Raw genomic sequence first — 25,105 nt, 5'->3', positions numbered from 1 at the left:
ACGCCCTATAAACATTCAATTCTCCATATTTACTTTATTATTGAATAAGTCGCAAAATCAAAATTAATTTAAGCTCTAATCTTCTTTAATTAATTAAATCATTTTTACATATATTTGTATATGTTATGGTTGTGCGTGGTAATTGTTTTAGCTTTTTGTATTTTTAGTTTATGATTAATTTTTATTGTTTGAGTATTAAATTAAATTAAATTATATTATATTTTATAGTGCTAATTTATGGCATACAATTATTTTAGTTAGGCATTATCAATTAATCGGCAAAGAAAATCTTCTGAAATGAATTTTAGTAAATATTTATAATTATTATTTAATTGATGTAAATATACAAATTCTGTGCATTTAAATTATATTAATCTGAGTTGGCAATCATACAGTTACTGCGGATGTTCATGCAAATTAGATATTGTTGATTAAGCCAATCAACAGTATGGTCTCGATCTGTCAAAGCGTTTTAGGGTTAGGTTTTAGAAATTTTGCTGATAAATTGTTGAAGAAATGAGTGACTAATTAAGTTGACATCATGTCTCAATAAAATTGAGGTTATTATAATTAACCAGATTTTATGGGCAATATAAAAGTAGTCGTTACTGGGCAGCAATCAGCAGCCGCTGTTATGGCAAAAAATTTTGGTTCGTCTGTTTTTGATTAGAATTTATAGGCAAATTATTAGTTTTGGGTCTGAATACTAGCCATGTTAAGCATGAATCATTTTACTGCAAGCTGTCGATGCAGGAGCCGATAAATAATTTAAGCTTTTAATTATGATGATTAATCATCAAAATCTGAATGATTTGAACAGATAAATATGATTAATTAAGATGGCAAAAAAAGGTCAGATAAATTATCTGACCTTGCTTGGCTTGTCCCTTTCTATCAATTCACATAATCAGTTTTAATTTCTCGCCAGCCAAGAATTTCAAATTTTCCCGGGCAAAGAGGCGTGGAAACTAATTCAAAATTTTCCCCATTAGTAAGATTTATATGTGGTTTTTTGTAGAAACAAGTATTAATTGGTGCAATTTCGCCAGGATTTTTTTGCATACCAGTTTTACCTGCATTTAGTGAATTATACTGATTACCAGTATTTATTCTCATTCCAACTAGTCCGTCCATGGCTATACTGCTTTTAAAGGATTGTTTATGTTGATATAGGGTGAAATGCGGTTGATTTTTGTTTAGCTTACCACCGCTAATACTATCAAATTGCGTTAAACGTGAAACCATGGTGGTGGTTTCACTGGTTTTTTGTATTTGGCATGGATCATTCTCAGCGGTTTGATTAAGCTTTTCCTTTTTCAGATTATAAGATCTGGTCATCACCATTCCGGTTGATAGTAGTTGGTTGACGGAACTGAGTACCCGTTCGCCGTCAATATTCAGTTTGAAGTACCAACCTTGATATTTTGTGGATGAGAAGGGGTGATCTGACAGCTCACCCGTTTTATTGTGGTAATCCATGAATTGTTGCAGCAAATTACGTTTTAAAACTAAAGCAGAGCCGCCTTGCTGTTCGTAGTCATCATAGATACCGTATATGGCTTGCTGTGTCTGCGATTCCAGATCAGATTGGTAAAGATCACTACCCGTACCAAAAACCACGATTACTTTATGCGCCGCATTGGGATCTTGACTGTCCGCTTTGGGCGCAAACAGGGTGGGTGCTACTGTGATCGGACCATCTGCGCGAAAGATTCGGGTGACTGTCCAATTGTCTGGATTAGGATCGCGAATATCAAAGCGGTACAGATTACCCCCATAATCTCCGGCATAAACCAGATCAGCTACGCCATCATTATTGCTGTCGTAAACCACTGGGCTGGCTAGACCACCGTTACCATTAGTCGCGGTCAGTTTTTTAACTAGTTTGCCTTTGCTGTCCCCAGTAACGAGATAACTTTCTGTTCCAACATCTATGCCAAGTACATCGTAAATGTATAGTGCCGATTCATTTTGGGATATTTCCTTATCGGGGAAATTAACGCCATTGTTGATAAATGCCAGTTCGCGCAGATGGGTTTTATAGGTATTCACTGGTGCGTTTTGATCGCGGTTAACTCGAGTAATGGCTACGGCAGGCGTACCGATTGTGTAACCGAATTGATTCTCTGAGCCACTGGGTGTTTGGAATAGAAATAGCTGTTTATACCAGTTGACGTCATTCATGTCGTCCGCTGCTATGGGTTCTTTAGTAGTCAGACTTCTACCCCCAATATTGATGGCAAACGCACCGCGTCCAGCTTGCCCCATATTAGAGACCATAAATATCTGCTGAGGCTTGTTCAGAAGGGCGGGTGTTTCAACCACGGTAAAGCCACCATTAAGCAAATAGCGATGGGGATGTTGGGCGTCTTTGCCATAATCTTTGCTGGTCAGATCTTTGTAATAATGACTGACCAGATCGGAACCATCGATACTGTTGCGTTCAATCGCCATTGGCATGTAGTTGAACTTCAGATCATAAGGGGCGCGATCGCTGTTGACCGCACGAAATACATACACCATGCCGTCATTGGCGGAGGTAATCAGATATTTTTGTTTGTTGAATTCTTCTTGTCCGATGGTTTCGATGGGATTATTGATGATGTCGCCCATATTTCTGGTATTACCAAAACCTGGTTTAAAAGGTCGTTGGCGATAATCCAGTACAAAGCCGTTTTGTTTAATTTTGTTGTCGGCTTTACCGCGGCTGAACCAATTAAGTAGGCCATCATGCCATTCGAGATTATTTGAATTTTGGTTATTACGGATGTTAAAACGTTCATTATTTAGGGCGTTACTTGCCGGATTTGCAAAGAGATAAGACGTTTTGCCGTCATTTAAAACCAGTTGGCGGTTGTTAAAAGAGGGCTGTATATTGCAATCATTTTTCTCTTCATTGGTTTCATTTTTAGAATGAAAACAAAGTTGACTACTCCAGTGTTCTGTTTCAACCTGAGCTTTGATTAATAGATCTTGATCCGTGGTAGAGGATTCGCCCATTGTTGGGGAGATGGTGTTGGTGGTGCCTGTCTCTATTTCTGACAGTGTTTTGATTTCTGTAAGAATTTCTTCAAAAGCTTTTAAAATTTCCTCAGGTTTTGAGACATTATAAAAGTAACGACTATCTGGATTAGTCACTGGATCATAATCAGGTTTGGGGGATGCGGCATTTTTTAACAATTCAATGCCCATGACATCGCCATCGGTGATTAATCCAAAGCCAATGGTGAAGGTGGTTGCTGTCTGGGTGAATTTTGCTGTATGCCCCGGTTGTTTGGCAAGTGGATCTGGTCCATCCCATGGTTGACCGGCGTTATCTGTTAGTCTGCGGTCGGTGCGTTTAGTTGTTTTATTATAGGATTTACCATCAGAATTAACTATATCTTTGCTATATATGTATTGACCAAAATTTTTGGTTCGTAATGTTTCAGTATAGTATTTTAATGTATTGGTAAAATTTTCAGTTCTTTCGGTAAATAATTTTGTATCATTTCGGCTTTGGTTACCGTCAAAATAGCCATCATAGCCATAATCATATTCATCTTGATATAAGGTTGAATCAGTGACCGGTCGATGGTAGCCGGAAGCAACGCCATCCGAAAGAATAATTAAATAGGATTTTTGACAACGGTACTGCAATTTATTCATCAGTATATTTCGAGCAGAAGCATTTAAACGTGAAAATGTTGGCGTACCCCAGTTAATTTTTGCCCATACTCGTCTAATTGTACGATGTAAATTTATGTAATCGACATATTCTTCGATATTGAAAAATTGATCCAGAAATGGGTCGCGATTATTGAATAGCTGTAAGGCAAAATTAAAATCGTGACGATATCGAGAGAGTATGTTAGTCAGTGCCAATTGAACAACGAGAAATCTATTATAGTCATGAGCTCTCCAATATTCGACCTTAATCATTTTTTCTGGAGGATCGTCTGGAGAAATGGGGGGTATAGGTATTGAATCTTTCTTAACAACGAAGTCTGGAAAATCAAAAGAATTTTGTTGTTTTCCCCATATTTTGCATTCATTATATCTTGGCCAAGGTTGCGCTTCTAAACATTTTTTAATTCCATATTCGAAGTATTTATCCTCAGATAGACCAGCATTCATACTGCCTGAATCATCAATAAAAAATAGAATATTGGGTTTGACACTATAGCCTACAGTTTGAATTGATTTACTGCGCAGATGGAGGGGAATATCTGCAAAGGTATTCTTTGCCAACGCAGAAAAGGGTAATGATAAGGACAATGTCATAATCAAAATTAATGGATTTTTGACTTTTAAGCATGTTCGGGGTTGGTGATCAGGCAAGAAGAGTTTTAACATTGCATTTCTCCTTTTTTATTATTTTGAATTTAATTTATGATAGTCTATGTGCAATAAAATTGAAATAATTTTATAATTTTTTTAAATTAAACATGAAGATTGATTAAAATTTTCTATAGATTTGTCATTATAAGTTGCATTTTTTATGCAAATTTAATGTTCAGTTTCAATTCTATTTTTGTTTGTATGTGGCGTTGATTCGATCTGGTTACTTTACAATTAATATATTAAGTTGTTGATGATAGGATCGATATCATTGTCTATTATCCAATCAATAGGCTTTTTTTCTCTTCTAAAATCCGCCATCGTTTTTTTGCAACTATTTAATCTACTGTTGTTTTCTGATGTTATGTTTATTCGACGTATGGTGATAAAAGTTGTGCTGTTGATGTTTATGGGATGATTAATGTGTTCTGTTATATTTTGTTGTTTTAATTATTTTGTGGGTATAGGCTGTGGTTGAGCTGTTTGCTCGATGTTTTTGTTGATGAATCTGATGGAATTATTTTGTCAACGCTGTTTTTATTAGCTGGAGTTTAAATTTTATTGCAATATGAATTCTTGTTTTTACATGGATTTATGAAATACTGAGGATTGAAGTTAGGTGGTAAGTAGTTTGTTAACGATATTATAGAGGAAACAATATGAAAATTTTAGCACGTGTATTAGCTGTATCTGCTTTATCTTCGATCAGTATTTCTGCTTTTGCTGAACCCAATACTAATTCTGTACCGGTGGCTGCGTTTAGCGAAACGGTTGAAACCAATACTTATACATCTGTGTTACCTGTTGTTGCAAATGATCCAATTTTGTCCAAATTGGATTTAAGTGCTCAGCAACAGGCTGAGGTAGCCAAAATTAGTCAGCAATTTGGCATTCAACGACCCTTACTGGACAATGAGCAGAAGCAAACTTTGGCCAATCTGCGTTATAGCCGCGATAATCTGGTCTTGGATCGAAATTTTGACGATGACAAAGCGAGAAAAATTATTGCACAAGAACAAAAATTCTGGAAAAAGCAAAAAAATAATATGGCCGATTTTGAATTGACTAATTTGAAACGTGAGCATGCTATTTATCAAATTCTCAGTCCATCGCAACAACAACAATTCTTACGTTTACGTCAGCAGTTAAAAGATATGCGTCGTAAATAATAATAAGGTCTTGAAAACACCACCTTCAGTAGATCTGCGGGTGGTGTGTTATTTGGTCTGTTAAGCAATCTGGATATCTTGGCTCTGATTGTGCATCGGTTGGGTATCTGTGATGGTTAAATGGTTGCTAGTTAGTTTTGTCGTATTTATGGATGCAAGGTCTTTAGAAATTTTTGATTTACGGTTGCGTTATGTGTGAATTAACAGTGGAACTGTTTTAGGTGACAGGTTGTGTTTTGCAGATATTAGAGCGGTGGTGTAATCAGGTGGTATTTAATTTCAAGCTATTGTCTTTATGATGAATTTTTTATTTTATAAGATAAATAATTGATTATTTGGATTGCTGTGGACGTTTTTAGATTTTTAATTGGTTTAAATCTGATATTTTAGCCATTCAATTTTTGATTTACGCATTTCGGTTCAAGTTTGATTTGCATTTGAGTAAGTCATTTCTATCCTTTTGTACAGCGGTTATTGATAGCAGTTCTTTTATTTTGACCTGGAATGGTGACGGTATTTTGCCAGGATTATGTTTTGTTGCTTCATCGATAATTGAGGCTGTTAGTCGGTTTATTAACCCAATTGGGGTTGAGTTTTTAGGTTTTATTGTGGTTAGATGGTTGTCATTGTTTATTTAGCATGTTTAATCAGGGTTTTCCCATTCATTGAAATCAATCTCTGTCTCTGTCAATCCTCTGGATTTAAGGTCTTTGTCCCTCGTATTTGAACGATTATTTTTTTCAGCAATTTTTAAACGTTGTATTTTTTATATGGCATTTTTTTCAATGTGTGTTTTATTGTATGCCCACTTTGATTATGGCAGAGTAGAAAAAATCAGTTTATTATTTTTGGCTTTGGTTGAATTACTTTATTTTCTTTACATCTCTAGGTTTGAATTCTGTTTTTATTCTTAAGCTCTCAGGTTGTTAGTATAGATGTTTGAGGTTGGATCTAGTTGGTTGTTTTTTGACAGATCTTGCTAGGTTATAGTTTTAGCCATTGGGCTATGAGGTAGATTAGTACGCCGATACAGCCTCCGACTACTGTGCCATTGATGCGGATAAATTGTAGGTCGCGACCAACGCTTAATTCGATTTTGTCTACCATTTGTTTATTGTCCCAGCTTTGCACTTTATCGGTGATAAACTGGGTTACGCGATGTTTATACCGGCTGATGAATGTGCGGGTACATAGGCTGATACGGATATCCAGTCTAAGCATGAAGCGTGGGTGCTGTTGAGCCAGTTGTTGGAGATGGAGGAATAGGCGATTGATCTGTTGTTGCCACCAAGAATGGGGAAGCTGGACATCGTTTTCGCTCCAATTAATTAGGCTTTCCCATAATTGGCTGAGGCTGCGGTGCAGCTCGGTTGAATGGGAGAGTTGTTGCCGACTGATGTTCAAGCGCTGATGCCACTGATTATTATGGCGTAGTTGCCTTTCGGTTTTGAGGATCTGCTTGCGACAGGCATACCAAAAGGGATGTTTTGGATTGGTCAATATGGTTTGGATGTAGGAATCGGCCCAGTTGAGTACTTTGTTGGCTACCCAGTCGTCAATACGAGCGGTAAGGTTGATTTTGAGTGAAGCTTTGAGGCGATCCCAGCTGGAGGGGTCGTTTTTTTCGATTTTGCCTACCCACTGTAACAGGCTTTGTTCGAGCATAGCACGGGTTTGTTGGTCGTGTAGCCAGCGACGAAGCTGTCGCAGTAAAGCACGCAGCATGATTTTATCGATGTTCTGTTTGCGACTTAAGGCTAGGATGTTTGCCAAGGTTATTCCCAGTTTGTCACCGCTAAATTGGTTGTTAAACAGTTGGGTACTGAATTTGGCAAAGTCATCACCTTTAACTGAGTGCAACAGGCCAGGAATTTGCTGGGTGATAAAGGTTAGCCACTGCTGATGGGTTTTTGGCTGATTTAACCATTCGAGTATTTTGGCGCTGGGGTGATAGAAGAAGATCTGCCTGGCGATGGTTTTATCGAGCAGAAAGTTATTTTCGATAAATCGCGCTATCTCTGTGGCGATTCTGTCTTGTTTCTGTGGCAGGATAGCGGTGTGTGGGATAGGAATGCCTAGAGGATGTCGAAAGAGGGCGGTGACGGCAAACCAATCGGCAAGGGCGCCAACCATGGCCGCTTCGGTGAAGGCTTTCAGGTAGGCCAGCGCTGGATACTGGCTTAGGTTAAGGCAACTGAAGATAAATAAAATGCATACCAATAGCAACAAGGCAGTTGCGATAAATCGCATCCGCCTGAGACGCTGTCGTTGTCGGTGAGTATTGGTTGTTGCAGACATGTTGCAGTCAATTGTTTATCAGGATGTCATCGCTTTAGGGATGAAACACTAGGATAATTTGGTTGTCGTTTTTTGTTTTTTGTAACGAAACCATTTGAACAGATAACCTGCTATAACGGGAATGAGGGCATAGATGATCAGTGCAGGCCAGGTTCCATACCAGCTAATGTTATTTTGCACGATGTTATCCGCATTCAATACGTTGAAGCTGGCTGACCAGTAAATGGCGCGCCACCAGCACATGACGAGTAAGCCCAGAAAAATTGGCCAGATCTGACGACTTTTACCACGCTGCCACACTAGGAAGAACACTAATGCCCATATTAAGGTTAGAGCGGTGATGAGTAAGCCGGTATCGGTTGGCAGGCGCAGGTAGCGACAGATAATAAATGTCAGCACGACCCAGATACCGGCCAATATGGACATGATAAATTCTTCGGGTTTGTTCAGCATGGTGTTAACTCCTCATTAAAATTCGCTGAAATAATATCTATATAGGTGCAATATACCGCAGCTACTGGGCTTTGTCATGTGGGTGTAACCATGGTTTAAGATCTGCAGTAGCTATATCCCACTGCCAGATACCATTGTGGTTGCTTGAGTTGAGTCCTCGCAGAAAGAGGTATCGAATGCTGATCATGTCTGGTAACCGCTTTTGGCTGTGCAGATAACGAGCACAAGCGATGCTGTAGATCAATGCCTGTAAATAATAGTGATGCTTGGCTACGGCTAAATCCATGTTGTTTTGTTGATAATCAGTTAAACGGTTGCCGAGATGGTTAGATTTATAGTCAATGATGTAGATCTGACCATGATTGTCTTCGCCAATAAGGTCTATCGCGCCGTTGATGAAGCCATTAACGGTGGTGAAATTAAGGGTTTGAGCCGCTTGGACGCAACAATCGGGTAAGTTCAGATGAGGCTGGGCAAGCCATTGGCGCAGTTGGAGGATGTCAAAGTCCTCGATATGCAGCATGAAGTTCATTTCTGCCACGCGCTGGTGTGGCGGAATATCGGCAAGGGTGGTTTGCTTTGATAGTTGGCAATGACACACGGCTTGGCGTAGGTTTAACATGGTGTTGGTATGCTCTGAATCAAAACCATAGCGTAGCAGGGTGTTTTGGATGGCTTCTTCATCTTGTGGATTGGCAGGTAAGCTGAATTCGGTTTGTTCGAGGATGGCATGCATGCACAGTCCGGCATTGATGCCGCGGGCAAAAGCCAGTAGGGGATTTTCAGCTTCTGTGTTTGTGGGTGCATTCGGCAGTATTTCCGCCTGATCGAGAGCTGGTGCCAGTTGTTCTTCTTCAATATGGTGATCATGGTGGTGTTGGCTCAAGCTGGTGAAACTGGTATAGCGGATAGGGTTAAATGGTTGTAGGTTGATGTTCAGTGCCTGATAGGGGTGTTCCAGATTTTGTCCCACGGATACTGTTGCTGGCGCAGCCATGCCTTCACACCAGCTAAAATATGTTGGATCGGTATTTTGAGCCAGAAAAGTGTGCCATTGATTATATAAGGTGCTGATTAGCTGGTTTTTATGGGTGGTTTGCCAATAATTTTGGGTTTCAGCCAAGGTGTGGTGCTGCTCACCACCTAACAGCCATGCTAAGGGATTGCTGGCAGTGCTGCTACACGCTGCGCTGTAGATAATGAGCTGTTCGCGTGCGCGGGTAAAGGCAACATAGTAAAGGCGTAGTTGTTCAGCCATGCTTTCTTCGATCAATTCGGTTTTGTCATTGTCGTTGAGCAAGGGCTGTGCCACCATTTCGATATGATTTTGCTGGTGCAGTCGATGCCATTGGGCGAAGTTGCTGATGGCTTCTTTGCCATCCCAGGCAAAGGGGCAAAATACAACTGGATATTCAAGCCCCTTGGATGCATGCATGGTGACGATTTTCACCAGTGCCTCATCACTTTCTAATCGCAATAAATAGCTGTCATTGGCTAGCTGGGGATTACTGATGGCTTGCTCAAGCCAGTCCAGCAAGGCATTGGCAGAGGGAATGGTTTGCTCTGTCTCGGCCAGTAATTCAGCCAGTTGCCAAAAGTTGGTGAGTCCGCGATCGTTACGCTGTTTGAGCAAGTTACTTTCCAACGCGGTTTGGCTGGCAAACCATTGTAGGGCGGTATATACCCCATGTTGCTGCCAATGTTCTCGAGCGTTGAGTGCTAATTGAATCCATTCATTCAGGGTATGTTCATTTAGATTTAGTTGGGCTAATTGGGCGGCTGTCCAGTTAAATAATACGCCACCAAGAATGAAGCGTAGGATTTGGGTTTGTTGCGGTTGCAACCAGAAGCGCAGCAAGGCAGCCATTGCTTCGGCTTCGCTGGTGCTGAATATGGACTGATTGCCGAGTGAAACGCTGATGACGCCACAACGCTTAAGTGCTTTGGCTATCAGCTGACCCTCTTTGTGAGAATGTACCAGTACGGCAATGTCTCCGGCCAGTAGCGCTCGTGTGCCCAATGTGAGCTCACCGCGCAGACCTTGGTTAATCATGTCGGCTATTTCATGAGCACAGCATTCGGCAGCACGAGCACGCAGGCTATCTTTATTGGGGATGATCTCGTTGCCTTTTTCACTTACGCTAATGTTTTCATGCAGCCACCGCACTTTTATGGCTGCTAGGGCATGGGGGTGATCAACGAGGCGTAATTTGCTGTGCTCGGCCTGAGCGTTGATCAGGGGGTAATCTATTCCGTGCAGGATAAAAGGGTGATCTTTGCTGGTAAATAATTGGGTGATGGACTGCACTAACGCTTGATGACTGCGATAGTTGGTATTCAGGGTATAGCGTTGCTGCGCAGGGGTATCGGCAGCTGCACGCAAATAGGCATGAATATCGGCACCCCGAAAACGATAAATGGCCTGCTTAGGGTCACCGACCATGACTAATGGACGATTCTGCGTGGCAAAAGCGGTTTTAAAAATATGGTACTGCATCGGGTCGGTATCCTGACATTCATCTACCAAAGCAATCTGCCATGTCTGCGCCAGTGCGGCGGCTAAGGTGCTGGCTTGGGGGTTGGTTGGTGACAATGCCATGGTCACATCGGCAAGCAGGTCATCGTAACTGCGCTGATGGCTATTGCGCCGGTGTTCATCCAGACATTGGCGCACGTACTGAAAGCAATCAATTTGTAATTGTAGGGCAATGCTGTTTTCGGCAGCCTGTTTTTGCTCCAGAAGCTGACCCAATTCGGCCAGCAATCGGACTGTGTTGAGCAATTTTTCGTCGAGAATTTGGTTTTTTTTGGCTTTGGAAGTTAGGTAGTCTGGCGCAAATTTGTTTAATTTTTCCAGTATTTTTTTGGGCAGTTGACAGGATGCTGGCGGTTCCTGCAGGGCTAGTTCAAGTTCGAGAAAAAACTCTTCATAGCTTTTAGTGCGGAATGTGGAGCCGTTAAGTTGGGGGTGCAACTGCCAAAAAGCCTGATGTATGGCATGAAACTGAGTGCTCAGTTGTTGCCAACAGTGCTGTAAGTTATGGTTGATGTCTGACAAATCACTGACAGGAGGGAGGCGTATGAGTAGGTTGGGTATGCTACTGTAATTTGCCGTTTCCTGTACCAATTTGGATGGGGTCAGTTTGCGCGAGACGGCCAGACTGGATAGGGTTGTTTGATGGCTGATATTTTTGCGCCAAAAATCTTCTGCAAAGCGACATAGTAGTTGTGGGTCGGTTTCGCTGGTTTCGGTATCAAAAGGCGTCTGACACAAGAAGGCATAATCGGTAAGAATACGCTGACAAAAACCATGAATAGTATAAACTGCTGCGCTGTCAAATTGGGTGATGGCAGCTTGCAAGCGCAGAATCAGGCTGGCGTCGTCACTTAGCTGGCGTGCCTGATCGATTAGTTGTTGTAAAACCGGATCGTTTTCTGCAGCAGGCAATTGATTTTGTAATAAGGCTAATGCCTGATTCAGACGAGTACGAAGTCGGGTTTTGAGCTCTGCCGTAGCAGCTTTGGTAAAAGTGACCACCAATATGGCGTCGATGGGCAATTGTTCCAGCAATATCAGTCGCGCAAATAAGGCGGCGATATTAAAGGTTTTACCGGTGCCCGCCGAAGCTTCTATCAAGCTGATGCCTTGTAACGGCATGGTAATGGGATTAAGTACCTGACTCATGATGATTGATGATTACCTTCGGTGCAATGCAGTAATGGCAAAAGCAGCTCTTCGATCAGATTCCAGAATAAAGGTTGATCTATAGGCAGATCCTGATCGCGGGAGAATACTTGAGCCACTTCATTATATTCGGCCTGCGGTTTGCCATGATGGCTGTCCATATACGCTTTGAAAGCTGCACTGTATTCTTCATTACTATGAGCAGCAGGGGGATTACTTTTCTGTCTGTTTTTGTACCAGCATGTCGCAGCCGCCAGACTGGTTTTGGCAAAAAACGGTAAGGGTCGCGATTGACCAAGCAGATAGTAATCGAGCCATTGGCTAAGTAAGGCTTGTGCTTGTGACTGGGGTATGGGCGCCAAAGTACGTGGTTTGGGCGGATACAGTTCATGGGTTTGTGCAGGAGAGATGCCGGAAGCACACAGTAACAAATGGCGCAAATACAATTCGATGTTGTCAGGCGAGGTTGGAGCACGGTGACATTCGATGATTTGGCCGCACTGATGCAAATGGGTGATGATCCCACTGAGCTGTAGTTGTGGATGTTGCAATACAAACGGCACATCAGCAACGGCGGGACTGAGTAATATTTCGCTGTCTAGAGCCATAGTCTGAATACGCAGACTATCGGTAATAATGCTGCCCAGTTCGCCTTCGGGAATGAGTCCACTGATGGCCAACGTTTTGTCTACTTCCTCCAGATCCAGATGTTGTTGACGGGCTTGCGTATAGGCTGTGTATACAGGTGCACTGTTTTCAATGGTGAATGGCTCAGCTGCGCTGATGGGAGTCTGCTGGTAAGGTGCCTGCCATTGTAATTGTTGTTGCAACCAGAAGCGCACGGGATTGCGCCAGAAACGGATGAATGTTTCGATATTTAACTCTGTTGTACTGTCTTGCGCTGGGAGCGGCACTTCGGTCAAAAACGGTGTCGAAAAATGGGCATCGCTGTTCAGTGCTTGAGCATAATCCTGACGGCTGCTGGCTAAATCACCGTTAAAGTAGCGTCGTGAAAAGGGTTGCAATGGATGGTGGATAATATGCTGCTGATTAAATGCCAGTGAGGTCGTGCCAGTCATGCCGGCCAATACATCGGTTAGTTCGTAGATCAAAGCTGATGGAGCCAGTTCTTCATTTTTACGGATATCTTTGCCGATGTAAGACAGATAAAGTTTGTCTTCGGCGCTCAATATGGATTCGAGAAATAAATAGCGGTCATCATTTCGACGCGCACGGTCGCCACGACGCGGATGCTGTGCGATTAAGTCAAAAGCGGCGGATTTGGTGGTGCGCGGATAATCACCGTCATTTAGTCCGAGCAGACAAATACAACGAAAGGGTAGGCTTCGCATCGGTACCATACTACAAAAGGTGATGCCTCCACGCAGAAACCCAGCCTGGCGGGTGGCAGAAAGATAGTTTTGCAGATGTTCAATAGCGATTTCAGGCGGGATAACTTGATTAAATTGTGCCATATCGGCCTGTGCTTGCCAGTCTGCCAGCGCGGTTTCCAGTTGCTGCATCGCTGAACCTGTTAAGCTGTCTTCATCGGCTAAATCTCTGAGTAGGTGTCGGGTATGAGCAATCCATTGTTCGATGGAGGCAGCCTGTTGCCACTGCTGATGATGGTACATCAGGCAATCAATCAGTTGTTGAGCTCGAGCCAATATTTCGGTATGACCGATATCGGTATACCACGGCAATTGTTGTTGCCATAATTTGGGGTGGCGCTGTTCTGGTAATAACCAGCCTAATACGGTGCGTTCACGTGCCTGTTCCCATGTATAAAGTTTACCCGCTCCACCGTATTGCTGGCGCATGGCAGCATCTGTACCCCAGCGTATACCTTGTTCCTGCCAGACACGTTTAATCAATTCGACATCGCTGTCATTGAGATCAAAACGTGCTCGCACAGCTATTTCATCCAGTAATGGTTGAATACTGTCAATGCTGAAACGACTGAGCATTAATGGCAATAATTTTTCTAATAACTGTAATACCGGCTCGTGTAAACTGATTTTGATGTCAGCGATGTTGTAGGGCAAAGCGGGTATTGTTCCTTGTTTTTGACCAAAGACAGCAGGAATATAGGGTAAATAAGGTTCAATGTGTGGCGTGAGAACGGCAATATGGTGTGGTTGCCAGTCAGGATGCTGTTGCAAATCCTGTAATAGTTGTTCTTTAAGAATTTGAAGTTCACGTAAGGGAGAATGGGCGGCAACAATCTGGATAGACTGATCATAGGGTTGTAATTGGTAGGCTTGATGCGTTTGTTTAGGATGTTGTAAACATTGAATATCATTTTGCAGGCGATGCAGTAAGGTATCGGCCACTTCACCGCACTCTGTATACACAGAAGGCATATTGTGCACTTCATCTAAATCATTGAGCGCATCGAAAAAATCTCGTCCTTGTTTGCCTAAACTGGCGAGCAAGGGATGGCCGACTACGTTGATATCCAAATTTTGATCCAGCAATAAGGCGTCTGCTGGCAACACATTACCCCAGTATTCAGCACAGGGATTGATGGCAAAAAGATGCACATCTGTATGTTGAGCGATGATTTGTAAGGCTTGTAAATAAATGGGTGCCAAAGTGGCCATACCAAAAACAAAAATCCGCTCGGGTAAATGCTGCGCGGTCAATTGAGATAGAAAAGATTGCATGATATCAGCACGATGCGGCAGATGGCTGTCTATACTTAGCCATTGCCACAATTCTGCCTGCCATTTTTCATCTTCTCCCAGATTGAGTAATTCTCCTTCTGCCCATTTTTCTATCCAATCAATGCGATAGATTAAATATTGGTCATAAATATCAGCAAGTTTACCGGCAAGTTGATAAGGTGCTTGTATACTACTGCTTAAATAATTTTTTAAAGCAGCTGCTGTATGCTGCAAAGTTGGCTGGTGCAATTGATCGCTACAAAAAAGTCTCAGCAAGCGCCAGCGCAGTACTTCAGTATGAAAAGGATTGAGTTTGGGCATTTCTGGCAAGACTTTATGCGTTAATTGCCAGATAAAGCTAGCAGGAAGGCTGAAATGCAGATTTGCAGCAATGCCATGCTCACGCGCCAGAAAATGATTTAGATAACGACGCATGCCTTGACTTTGCACAACAACTTCTGTGGTAGTCAGCACAGAAGCTGGAGGGGTATGCTGATAAACCCGACTGAACAAAATAGCCAGATCAGATAAATGATTTGATTGGTAAAGGTAGAACATGGACTACAAATCCTGATAGATAGATTATTATAACTTCCTTCTCTTGATTTGCGTGATGGAAATTCAACATGGGAGTAATCTGATAATCACATGTTAAATAATATTATTAAAAATCAATATTGGTAATTAACACTATGTATACCAGATTGTCACAAGTAATGACTAAGTCATATTATAGAGAAATATTAGACAAAGCGCTAAGACAGGCCAAGGAAGAGTATAAAATTTCTCCAAATATATCTTTCAATAGGTCAATTTATCATCAATTAGTTGATATAAAAAAGGTAGTTGTAGAACAAGGGTGTATTTTCACGTTAGAAGAATCAAAACAGAAATATCCTCTAGGAGTAATGACGCTACGCCATTTTGATGGATATGAAGATTTTGATTATAAAGATATGTTAATAGATATATCTTATGGGATATCACGTTATCCCACTATGCCGGAAGAATAAATGGTATGATACTATAGATTAATTTTTGTTCCTATTTCAATTTATTATCGGATTATTCTTTCCAAAAAGAAGAATCAAGCGAAAATGCATTGTTTCCGCTTAATTCCGAACAAATATCTTGGGCTGATCTGACTGATGATAGAAAATGTTTGATAGATAATTGGTTCCTCTAAAACTCAGGATTGGAGAAGTCATGGAGTATAAGCTGAAGAATCTAATGTTGATGAAAGAAAGATAAATTGGGATGAAATTATGGAGAAACTAGATTTAAAATTTTTATAAATTCATGATATTTAAAAAGGATTTTTTTAAATTATGGGTTATAAACAAGACAAGCTATCATTGAAAAATTAAGTTTATTTAAATTAAAATTAATTAACACTAGTCAAAGATAGAAAAAAAAAGGACAATAGACCATCGCTGCTTTATTGAATTGGTTGAAGGTATACATAAGAAGGAATTAATGTGAGATTTAAAGGTGTAATTGATAAGATGGCGCACACTAAAGGTGTGATGGCCTGTGCTGTTGTAGACTACGAAAGCGGTATGCTGCTTGATGGTGTTAGTCCCTCTGGTATGGATCTGGATATTTTGTCAGTATGTAATACTGAGATTGTGCGATCTGAAGTTAAAGCTATTGAGCGACTGTATGGCGAGGATGAGACTGAAGAAGCAATTGAAGATATCCTCATCAGTTTGCACAAAGAATATTATTTGCTACGTCCGATGCAGAGTAGCAAAGGTGTATTTATGTTCATGGTTTTAGACCGTAAAACAGCTAATTTAGCATTAGCACGTCGCGCCCTTGAAATTGCTGATCATCAATATGAGGATGCTTGAACAGAAACAAGCAAACATTAAACACTTTCGAATTATCAAAAAAGCCTCGCATGATGAACCGCGAGGCTTTTTTTTTATTTCTTTTGCATTTGCTGCTCATGCCAGCTGAGAAAATCCGCTTCAGAGACATAACCCAGTAGAGGTTTACTGCGATAACCATTGTTTTGCACGACAAAAAGTCCCGGTGGACCGTATAAACCATATTGGTGCAACAGCTTTTGCTGATCAATAGTATTATCGGTGACATCAATTTGTAAGAATCTACTTTCATCCACGACAGCGCGAACTTTGGCACTCCCTAATGTAAACGCATTCATCTCTTTACAGGAAATACACCATTCTGCATAAAAATCCAGCAAAACAGGCTTGTCGGGATTGGCAGCAAACAGTTCCTGCATTGCTTGTCGCAATAATTCTGGATCTTTAAATTTTTGACCAAAATGCTGTTGTTGCGGTGGAGTCAACGTGAGCAGATGATGAATGGGTGTGCTACGGTTTAGCGAGCTGGCGACAGCAAAATATAGCCCACTGACGAGAAAAATCAAACTGGTTACGCCATTAAATATACGTTGATAACCAGAGCTACGTTGCCAGCAAAAGTACATATAAATAGCTGGAATCAGCATCAGAAGTGTATAAGTAATGATGACAAACGTATAATTTAAAAAAGGCGTGGCAATATAAGTGGCGACAGCAATTAAAATCATTCCAAACAGATATTTAACGGTCTTCATCCACGCGCCTGCTCTGGGTAAAATATGTGCTCCAAAAACCGATATCAATACCAGAGGTACGCCGGTACCTAAAGCCATGACATATAAAGCCATGCCACCGAGCGCAGCATCACCACTTTGACCGATATAGCCCAATGCAAATGCCAGTGGTGGGGCCACACAGGGACCGACTATAAGAGCAGATAAGGCACCCATCATAAAAACTGAAAAAAGATGACCGCCATGAAAGCGATTGCTCACGCGTAATATGAAAGACTGCCAGCGTTGCGGTAATTGAATGTGATACAAGTCAAGCATAGCAAATGCCAGAAGCAGCAATATGATTGCTGCGGAAAGCACCACTAACGGTTGTTGTAACCAGGCATTAATAAAGGTTCCTGTCCTCGCGGTGGCTATGCCGACAATGGTATATGTCAAAGCCAAACCTTGAACATACACAAAAGATAAAACAAAAGCGCGCCATTTACTGTGGCGATGATTTGAGCCAACGACTATCGCCGACACAATGGGCAATAGTGGATACATACATGCAGTCAAACTCAGTCCCAGACCACCTATAAAAAAGGTCAGCAAATTGGTAATAATCGTGGCTCGGGAAAGTTGAAACAGGCTGTTAGTGGATGAAACAGCTTGCCTTGCCTGTAAAGTTTCTTGTTTCTGTTGAAAATTGGATACCTTCGGTGTCAAGACTACGGGTTTGTGCAAAAGCTGCTCTTTGGTAAGCGGGTTAATGGTCCAAACTTTTTCAACGGGCGGATAACACACTCCGGCGTCGGCGCAGCCTTGATAAGTCAATATCAGTTCAAACGGTTGTTGGGTATCAGCATGAACATATGGCCAGATTGCGTCTAATTGATGGTAAAAAACATATTGGTTACCATAAAAGTGATCTTGTTGCAGTGTTCCCGCTTGAATAAAACGACCATTCCCTAAAACACCATCTGGTTTGGTGGTTATCTTGATTTTGTTGCGATACAAATAATATTCTGGTGCGATATCAAAACGCACATAAATATGCTTATCCTGAATGGTCAATGCTGGTTGGAATGCTTTTGAAGCCGACAAAAGTTGGTAATTGTCAAATGCCAGCGCTGCCTGACACAACGATAAAAATAGAATAACCAATAGGCAGCATGATTTAAACATGCGTACAAATGGCAGGCGCGAAATCGTATTGTGAGACATAAAGGTCACAGAAACTATGATGGTGTCGAACTAAATTCATGAATAAATGGCAGTAAATCATCAACCCTTGCAACCATTTACCACCAACCTACTGGGTAAGGATAATGTTTCCAGCTTAAGTAGGTTGGATTTTTTTATGGGTATTGTATCAGAGCATAGGCAGAATGATTATGGATAGATTCGAAATTTTCGCTTTCAACAGTGAATGAAGTTACTTTGTTGTTGTTTTTTAAGGAAGTGGCCACATCACGAACCATATCTTCTACAAATTTTGGGTGATCGTAGGCATACTCGGTAACAAATTTTTCATCTGGACGCTTTAATAAAGCATACAGCTGACAGGATGCCTGTTGTTCAATCAGGTTAATAATCTCTTCTATCTGGATTTCATCCTGACCACTTACGGTGACTGTGACATGTGAACGTTGATTGTGTGCTCCATAAGCAGAAATTTCTTTACTACATGGGCATAGACTGGTGACCGGCACCATCACTTGCATGGTTTGCACATAGCTACCGTCGGTGATTTCTGCGCACAGTTTAACCTGATAATCCATCAGACTGCTGATGGCACTGATTGGCGCCTGTTTTTGGCGAAAAAAAGGAAAGCTCAGGCTAATTTTACCCGCTACTGCATCCAGTTTATGCAACATGGTTTCTGTCAATTGACGCAAAACCCGACCATCAATATTATCTTGCTGTGCCTGTATCAATTCGATGAAACGGGACATGTGCGTTCCTTTTTGCTCTTCAGGCAGAGCCACCGTCATCGTCAGTTCAGCAACGGTGTGTTGTATTCCATCGGCAGAAGCGATGCGCACAGGTAGGCGAAAATTTTTTATTCCAACCTGATTAATCGGCATATTGCGTTTATCAACACTGCTTTGCACATCGGCAATAGCGTTCATACTAATGATATTCCTTGTCAGACCAATACAATCCAGTCATTGCGTCTGGGATTTTTGCAGACATTCATGACCAATAAGGTCTAAAATTATACTGTATGCCTTAAATCCGAGCAAATCAGTCGGAATTAATATTACCCTAGCGATATAATGCCCGAAGTCAATGAGCATGCTAAACTTATAGCCACAATTAAATTAATTTAACCTACTTATGTAAGTACACGTTGGTGCCACAGTCTGTGCTTGCAGTGGAGAAAATATGAAATTTGCCACCCAGACCATCCATGCTAGCTATGAGCCGGATGAACACAATCGGGCTTTAATGCCACCTATTTATCAGAATAGCATGTTTGCGCTGCATGAAATAGGTGAGGACATCCCTTTTCGATATGCACGTATTTCCAATCCAACCCGTCAGATATTGGAAGATACCATGGCTGAACTGGAGCATGGTTGTGCAGGTTTTGCCTACGGTAGCGGCATGGCAGGCATTGATGCGATTTGGCGTACCTTTTTGCGCCCGAGTGATACCATCGTTGCCGTGGCAGATATTTATGGTGGAGCGTATGACCTATTGACTGAAGTTTATGCCCAATGGGGTGTTAATGTAATATTTGCCGATCTGACAGAACCAACCAATCTGGAGCGCATACTGGCGCAAACTTCTGTGAAAATGGTTTGGCTGGAAACACCAAGCAATCCGCTGTTGCGTTTAGTGGATATCGCTTCTCTGACGAAAATAGCCCATGAAGCAGGTGCTATAGTCGGCATGGACAATACCTTTGCCACCCCTTATATTCAACAACCGCTAGATTTGGGTGTGGATATTGTCTTGCACTCAGCGACGAAATATTTGTCAGGGCATTCTGATGTATTAATGGGCATAGCTGTAACCAAAAATCCTGAACATGCCAAACAATTACGTTCTGTTTCCATCAATACCGGTGGAATTGCTGGTCCAATGGATTGCGCATTGGTTTTACGCGGAATCAAAACCCTGGTTGTGCGTATGCGGCAACATATGGCTAACGCAGCCGAACTGGCACGACGCTTGCAACAACATCCTGCTGTTGAAAAAGTATTTTATCCAGGATTAGCTGAGCATGAACATCACGAATTGGCGTGCAAACAAATGCAACATGGATTTGGCGGAGTTGTTTCAATTTATTTGCGCAATGACAGCCGACAAGCGGCCAACAGCGTGGTTAAAAACCTGCAAATGATTCGACTGGCATCCAGTTTGGGCGGTGTAGAGAGCCTGATCAACCATAGTTCTAGCCAGTCGCATAGTGGCATGAGTGCCGAAGTGAAAAAATCTCTGGGCATTCGTGAAGGTTTATTGCGTATTTCTGCTGGCATAGAAGACATAGAAGATATTTGGAGCGACCTCAATCGGGCGCTAAACACCTTAATTTAATTTATCAGAAGTAAGCGAAACAGTTGTGCAGAATTATTACGATGTTTTGAATGTTGCTCATAATGCCTCGGATGAAGTTATTCGTGCGGCCTACCGAGCCCTATCACAAAAATACCATCCTGACCGCAATCCGCATAATCCTCAAGCACACCAGCGGATGACAGAAATCAATCAGGCTTACGCTGTGCTGTCTGATCCAGAAAAGCGACATCATCACGATGTTTGGATTGCGCGACAAGCTTTGCAGGCACATATCGCACCCGAATTACTGGCGCGCAAACATTCTCCTTTTGCCGCGCCAGTACATTTACCCAATCAGCACGATCAGACAATCACGCTTAATGAGCGTGGGCACGGCTGGGTATGGTTTATTGCAGCAGCAATTTTAGTGGTCATGGGGATGGTCTGGTGGCGCCAGCTGTATCCTGCTCCAACTACTAGCCAGCAGAGCAAGCAAGTAACCGGACCTGTCACCATCGCCCCTAATGGACATCAGTTTCCGCTAAAAGCAGCTTACGTGACCGGTTATCCCGTTTTACGCCAGCGCGGTGATAATCGCATTGTTGTGCACGCTACATCCTTGCAATCAGCGGTTTTTGCCCAATTATATGAGTTACACGACGGTAAATTTACTGCCATTCGTTCTTTTTATATTCCGGCTGGAGAAACCTTCATCATCCCTAAAATCGGTGATGGCGATTTCAGCTTGCAATACCAACGCATTAGCGATGGGAAATGGGCTGTCAGCGACGGAATACAAATAAAAAACACCGAAGCAAGTCGAAAATATCAGGATATAGATATCAGACTGTAAACACACATCTGCGGCCAGATTGTCTGGCGCAGCTTTGAAGGAAGCTTTGCATGAGTGCTGCACCAGAAGCCAAATTTACTGAAGAAACTGTATTATGGGTGAAACAGCTCACGCCGAAACTCATGTCATTTGCCATTACCCGACCGCATTCATACCGCTTCAGTGCCGGACAGTTTTCGCGACTTGGATTTCGTGACGGTGCAGGCTATATCTGGCGAGCCTATTCCATTGTTTCGGCTGAATATGCCGATACCTTAGAGTATTTTGTTATTCTGATTGAAAATGGTGCCATGAGTCAGCGTCTGGCACAAATGCAAGCAGGGCAAAGCATTCTGCTGGATAAAACCGCCTTTGGGTTCCTTCTGCCTGGACGCTTTACCGATGGGGAAGATCTCATTATGCTGAGTACCGGCAGTGGCATTGCCCCTTTCTTGTCCATGTTACAACAACCGCAGCTGTGGGAGCGTTTCCAGCATATTGGATTGGTGCACTCTGTGTCCTATGCTAATGAGCTGGTATTCAATCAGCGCGTAGAAGAATTTCATCAGCACCCGCTGGTGGCAGAGTATGCGCATAAATTAAGCTGGCAGCCGGTAGTGACTCGTGAAGAGACAAACGGCGCTTTAAACCAGCGTTTGCCAGAATTGTTACACAACGGCAGTTTGGCACAAGGATTAAAATTAGCATTTTCTCCACAGCGTACTCGTTTTATGCTGTGTGGTAATCCTGCTATGGTAGCGGACACCTTTAAAACCTTGCTCAATATGGGTTATAGCATGCATCGTAATAAACTGCCCGGACAGATCATCATGGAAAACGGATTTTAGTGATTACAGCGGGCAATGCTGTTACACCCAAAAAATGGTTTTCCTAGAACTGGCTTCTTGATATTTATTTATATTTATCAATACTATAAGAGTGAATTTGCAAATAGTCATTATGCCATATTCATTATTTGTAGATTCAAACCATCGTTTGTAATTGAGTCTCTCGTTACTGTTTGGTTGCAAACTGTTCTTACTAATACACGTACCATTCGGTGAAAAATCAGCCAAGAATAGGCAATAAAAAAGATCAGGCAAGTTTTGCTGTAGCGACAGGTGCAGCCTAGAAGCAAATAGCACACAGCTGGCAAGCGTAGGCAATAATGGCAAAAATATTCACAAGCAAAGTCTGAGCGCATAAGAATCAATATGCTATAGATAAGCCGGCCTTGAAGCCCGTGTTTTTAATATGATTAGATGACTTAAAAATCTTCCTGATAAATCAGCTAAAAAATTTGCATGATCAACAAACGTTAGCAGTCATCCTCACACTTTTCTAACCGCACTTTATACAATATGCACCCGGTTTCGGGTGGCTTTTAAAAATAGGGTAATGGTGAATGAAAGCATGACCAGTAATGACCAAGCCCCCCATTTACCCACATGAACTGTCGCCCAGGCACCTATTTGATTAGGATATTGCCAAATTCCAAAAAAAGTACTGATGTTTTCTGCCAACCAGATAAAAAAACCGATCAACGTAAAGGCTAAAAGTATGGGCATACGTCGTGGACGGTCATAAGGGGTAAATTCCACTGTTGTCCGGATATACAGCCCCAGAGCTATAGCGGCAAGATACCAGCGATAATCGCCGATAAAATGATGCGTAAAAAAATTCACATATAGCGCCCCAGATAATATTACTGTCAATATCAGAGGCGGGTGAAAATAAATTTTTAAGTTTTGCAAACGCCAGCACTGAATAATGTAGCTGCCCACAGCTGCATACATAAATCCACTGAATAATGGCACGCCGAAAACTTTGCTCCAGCCGGCATCAGGATAGTGCCATGAACCAATTGTTGCTGACGTTTTAAAAACTTCTAAAATAAATCCGAAAATATGAAATAAACAAATAGCTCTTAATTCTGCCCAGTTTTCAAGTTTAAGCATCATCATTAGCGATTGTATCGTTATGGCTATAAGTAACAGCACATCATAGCGGGGGATACCCCAAATTCCATTGCGGGGTACAGTAAAAATAGCCAGAAAAATTAGCCCAGCAAATAAACAGGCACGTGCTTCTTTCAAGCCAAACCACAAAAATTCCAGCAAAAACCGTTGTATGCCATGTACATCAACCGCAGGGGGAGCAATGAGAAATTGATCAAGAGGATTGATATTCGTGTCTATCGCCATTTTTTGTTCTGGCAAATGGATAGCAGAATTTGGACGAGACATGATCTGGATATCCCTTTTTTTCATACTTAAGTTTTCGAGCACACAATATGATTGGTTTAATTACTGTACTGACATACTAATTTTTTAATATCGATTAACTATGATGGTTAATACTTTTTATGCTTATTACGTCTTTTGCATGCAATTATAGTATATTTTCATGCGAGCGCTTATTTTTTATGCAGAATAGTTGAATAAACGAATAAAGGATTTGACTTTGTAAACTCATATGATGTTGTGATTACATATAGCATATGCAATACATAGGTTAGATATGACATATAAATATGCTAATCGTTGCCATTTTGCTTATATTAAAAAGAAATGATTGGTCACAAATCAAATAGTTGATTAACTACCCGTTTTTTTATTTTAATCTTTGGCTAATAAACAGACTGATTCTAATTAATATGCGGATAGATCTGTTGAGGATTTTTGAAAAAACGCTCACATTAAAAATGGCGGTTAACGCTTAATTTAATTGGTAGAGCAAAACCATAAAGCCAGCTGATATGGGTATTAATGACCACCCTTATTACTGAGCTGGCGTAATGCTGCGGCCAGTTCAGGGTGATGGGTCAGGGCGTCTGCTGAACGTGCCAATTCCTGTCTGGCTTTGGCCGTCAGGTTGGCCTGTTTGACCACTTTAGGCTGCGTTTCAGCCGGCTGAACTTTAATACGTACCGCTTCAATGTGTTGATCAATCTGTTGCAAGTTAGGTAACAAGGCAGGTAAGACCATGCGCAGGCGTGAGGCGATCATGCTGTTATGGGCAATCACCACTAATTGCCCGTCGCGGACGCAGGCCACAGTAAACTGAGCGTGCATATTGGCTGGCAGCTCCTGTTTGAGGCATGCCCCCAGTCGCTGCCAGTGCGCAGATTGACTTAATAACTGCTTGAGCTGCGCATTTTTTTTACTAAACTGTTCCAGATTCATAACACTACACTAATGGGATTTGCGGATAACGGCGAGGCATCATTTTAGCGACATAGCTACAAGAGGCTTGCAGGCGCAGATGCTGAGACTGAACGTGTTGTGCTAAGGCGTCCAGCAACGCAGCTGCCACACCATCACTACGTGCTTCAGGTGTCACATATGTGTGGTGCGCATCAATGAGATCTGGGGCAATAATAGTAAAATCCAGATGACCTAATTCGGTACCATCGCGCTGTGCACTCAGGCGACCACCTTGTTCAGAGGGGATCAATTGTATCGTAAAAGTCTTCATAGTTAATACCTTTCCTTAAACATCCCAATTTAGTCTTGGAATTTCATTATCTACCATTATATAGAGAATGGTGAAAAAGATAACTGCTCACTAAAAGTGCTAATTATTGTTCACAAAGAATAGAAAAATGCAATCAGCAACACATGAGAC

16 protein-coding genes are annotated in these 25,105 nt (G+C 41.8%); 6 read left to right on the top strand and 10 right to left on the bottom strand.

The features are described 5' to 3' along the window. Positions 1-894 precede the first annotated feature (894 nt). Entirely contained in the window at positions 895-4,335 is a 3,441-nt protein-coding gene (locus J3U68_RS08840) for a PilC/PilY family type IV pilus protein (RefSeq protein WP_267376168.1), read from the bottom strand. Between the two features lie 644 nt (positions 4,336-4,979). Between J3U68_RS08840 and J3U68_RS08835 the strand changes: the two genes are divergently transcribed. Beyond that, complete coding sequence (locus tag J3U68_RS08835) at positions 4,980-5,489, top strand: hypothetical protein (RefSeq protein ID WP_267376167.1); 510 nt, start codon at positions 4,980-4,982, stop codon at positions 5,487-5,489. A gap of 984 nt (positions 5,490-6,473) precedes the next feature. Here J3U68_RS08835 and J3U68_RS08830 read toward each other — a convergent pair. From J3U68_RS08830 to recC, 4 genes are all read right to left on the bottom strand, one after another. Next, a complete protein-coding gene (locus J3U68_RS08830; protein WP_267376165.1) occupies positions 6,474-7,787 on the bottom strand; it encodes a DUF445 domain-containing protein in 1,314 nt (437 codons plus the stop codon). A gap of 48 nt (positions 7,788-7,835) precedes the next feature. Beyond that, positions 7,836-8,240 (bottom strand): hypothetical protein, encoded by a 405-nt coding sequence (locus J3U68_RS08825; RefSeq protein WP_267376164.1) that lies wholly within the window; start codon positions 8,238-8,240, stop codon positions 7,836-7,838. 61 nt (positions 8,241-8,301) lie between these two features. Further along, on the bottom strand, positions 8,302-11,925 hold the full coding sequence (gene recB / locus J3U68_RS08820; RefSeq protein ID WP_267376163.1) for an exodeoxyribonuclease V subunit beta: 3,624 nt from the start codon (positions 11,923-11,925) through the stop codon (positions 8,302-8,304). Then, the gene (recC, locus tag J3U68_RS08815) at positions 11,922-15,149 is read right to left on the bottom strand and encodes an exodeoxyribonuclease V subunit gamma (protein ID WP_267376162.1); all 3,228 of its coding nucleotides are present in this window, start codon (positions 15,147-15,149) and stop codon (positions 11,922-11,924) included. The genes recB and recC overlap by 4 nt, the downstream gene beginning before the upstream one ends. A gap of 158 nt (positions 15,150-15,307) precedes the next feature. On the opposite strand from recC, the gene J3U68_RS08810 reads away from it, so the two are divergent. Beyond that, positions 15,308-15,604 (top strand): hypothetical protein, encoded by a 297-nt coding sequence (locus J3U68_RS08810; protein ID WP_267376161.1) that lies wholly within the window; start codon positions 15,308-15,310, stop codon positions 15,602-15,604. A 465-nt stretch (positions 15,605-16,069) separates the two neighbouring features. After that, entirely contained in the window at positions 16,070-16,444 is a 375-nt protein-coding gene (locus J3U68_RS08805; protein ID WP_267376160.1) for a hypothetical protein, read from the top strand. A 74-nt stretch (positions 16,445-16,518) separates the two neighbouring features. Here the strand turns inward: J3U68_RS08805 and dsbD are convergent, their stop codons facing one another. Then, on the bottom strand, positions 16,519-18,363 hold the full coding sequence (dsbD, locus tag J3U68_RS08800; RefSeq protein WP_267376159.1) for a protein-disulfide reductase DsbD: 1,845 nt from the start codon (positions 18,361-18,363) through the stop codon (positions 16,519-16,521). A 134-nt stretch (positions 18,364-18,497) separates the two neighbouring features. Then, a complete protein-coding gene (folE2, locus tag J3U68_RS08795) occupies positions 18,498-19,271 on the bottom strand; it encodes a GTP cyclohydrolase FolE2 (protein ID WP_267376158.1) in 774 nt (257 codons plus the stop codon). A 256-nt stretch (positions 19,272-19,527) separates the two neighbouring features. Here folE2 and J3U68_RS08790 point away from each other — a divergent pair, with 256 nt between their 5' ends. The 3 genes from J3U68_RS08790 to J3U68_RS08780 are packed head-to-tail and all read left to right on the top strand — an operon-like array spanning position 19,528 to position 22,326. Then, positions 19,528-20,685, top strand: a complete 1,158-nt coding sequence (locus J3U68_RS08790; RefSeq protein ID WP_267376157.1) for a trans-sulfuration enzyme family protein — start codon at positions 19,528-19,530, stop codon at positions 20,683-20,685. A 25-nt stretch (positions 20,686-20,710) separates the two neighbouring features. Next, positions 20,711-21,499 (top strand): J domain-containing protein, encoded by a 789-nt coding sequence (locus J3U68_RS08785; protein WP_267376156.1) that lies wholly within the window; start codon positions 20,711-20,713, stop codon positions 21,497-21,499. A gap of 50 nt (positions 21,500-21,549) precedes the next feature. Continuing rightward, entirely contained in the window at positions 21,550-22,326 is a 777-nt protein-coding gene (locus tag J3U68_RS08780) for a ferredoxin--NADP reductase (protein ID WP_267376155.1), read from the top strand. A 504-nt stretch (positions 22,327-22,830) separates the two neighbouring features. Here J3U68_RS08780 and J3U68_RS08775 read toward each other — a convergent pair. From J3U68_RS08775 to J3U68_RS08765, 3 genes are all read right to left on the bottom strand, one after another. After that, positions 22,831-23,724 (bottom strand): DUF817 domain-containing protein, encoded by an 894-nt coding sequence (locus J3U68_RS08775; RefSeq protein ID WP_267376154.1) that lies wholly within the window; start codon positions 23,722-23,724, stop codon positions 22,831-22,833. Between the two features lie 519 nt (positions 23,725-24,243). Continuing rightward, on the bottom strand, positions 24,244-24,663 hold the full coding sequence (locus J3U68_RS08770) for a DciA family protein (protein WP_267376153.1): 420 nt from the start codon (positions 24,661-24,663) through the stop codon (positions 24,244-24,246). A 4-nt stretch (positions 24,664-24,667) separates the two neighbouring features. Then, positions 24,668-24,955, bottom strand: a complete 288-nt coding sequence (locus J3U68_RS08765) for a GNAT family N-acetyltransferase (RefSeq protein ID WP_267376152.1) — start codon at positions 24,953-24,955, stop codon at positions 24,668-24,670. Positions 24,956-25,105 lie beyond the last annotated feature (150 nt).

Origin of the sequence: Snodgrassella sp. B3882 (genome assembly GCF_026535915.1) — a bacterium.
GTDB lineage: Bacteria > Pseudomonadota > Gammaproteobacteria > Burkholderiales > Neisseriaceae > Snodgrassella.
The sequence above is the reverse complement of the archived record's forward strand: the minus strand, read 5'-3'. Positions and strand labels throughout refer to the sequence as shown.

Bases quoted from the DNA above. Each gene is read 5' to 3' on its own strand.
- J3U68_RS08840 (WP_267376168.1), bottom strand. From the start codon at position 4,335: ATGTTAAAACTCTTCTTGCCTGATCACCAACCCCGAACATGCTTAAAA.
- J3U68_RS08835 (WP_267376167.1), top strand. From the start codon at position 4,980: ATGAAAATTTTAGCACGTGTATTAGCTGTATCTGCTTTATCTTCGATC.
- J3U68_RS08830 (WP_267376165.1), bottom strand. From the start codon at position 7,787: ATGTCTGCAACAACCAATACTCACCGACAACGACAGCGTCTCAGGCGG.
- J3U68_RS08825 (WP_267376164.1), bottom strand. From the start codon at position 8,240: ATGCTGAACAAACCCGAAGAATTTATCATGTCCATATTGGCCGGTATC.
- recB (WP_267376163.1), bottom strand. From the start codon at position 11,925: ATGAGTCAGGTACTTAATCCCATTACCATGCCGTTACAAGGCATCAGC.
- recC (WP_267376162.1), bottom strand. From the start codon at position 15,149: ATGTTCTACCTTTACCAATCAAATCATTTATCTGATCTGGCTATTTTG.
- J3U68_RS08810 (WP_267376161.1), top strand. From the start codon at position 15,308: ATGACTAAGTCATATTATAGAGAAATATTAGACAAAGCGCTAAGACAG.
- dsbD (WP_267376159.1), bottom strand. From the start codon at position 18,363: ATGTCTCACAATACGATTTCGCGCCTGCCATTTGTACGCATGTTTAAA.
- folE2 (WP_267376158.1), bottom strand. From the start codon at position 19,271: ATGAACGCTATTGCCGATGTGCAAAGCAGTGTTGATAAACGCAATATG.
- J3U68_RS08790 (WP_267376157.1), top strand. From the start codon at position 19,528: ATGAAATTTGCCACCCAGACCATCCATGCTAGCTATGAGCCGGATGAA.
- J3U68_RS08780 (WP_267376155.1), top strand. From the start codon at position 21,550: ATGAGTGCTGCACCAGAAGCCAAATTTACTGAAGAAACTGTATTATGG.
- J3U68_RS08775 (WP_267376154.1), bottom strand. From the start codon at position 23,724: ATGTCTCGTCCAAATTCTGCTATCCATTTGCCAGAACAAAAAATGGCG.
- J3U68_RS08770 (WP_267376153.1), bottom strand. From the start codon at position 24,663: ATGAATCTGGAACAGTTTAGTAAAAAAAATGCGCAGCTCAAGCAGTTA.
- J3U68_RS08765 (WP_267376152.1), bottom strand. From the start codon at position 24,955: ATGAAGACTTTTACGATACAATTGATCCCCTCTGAACAAGGTGGTCGC.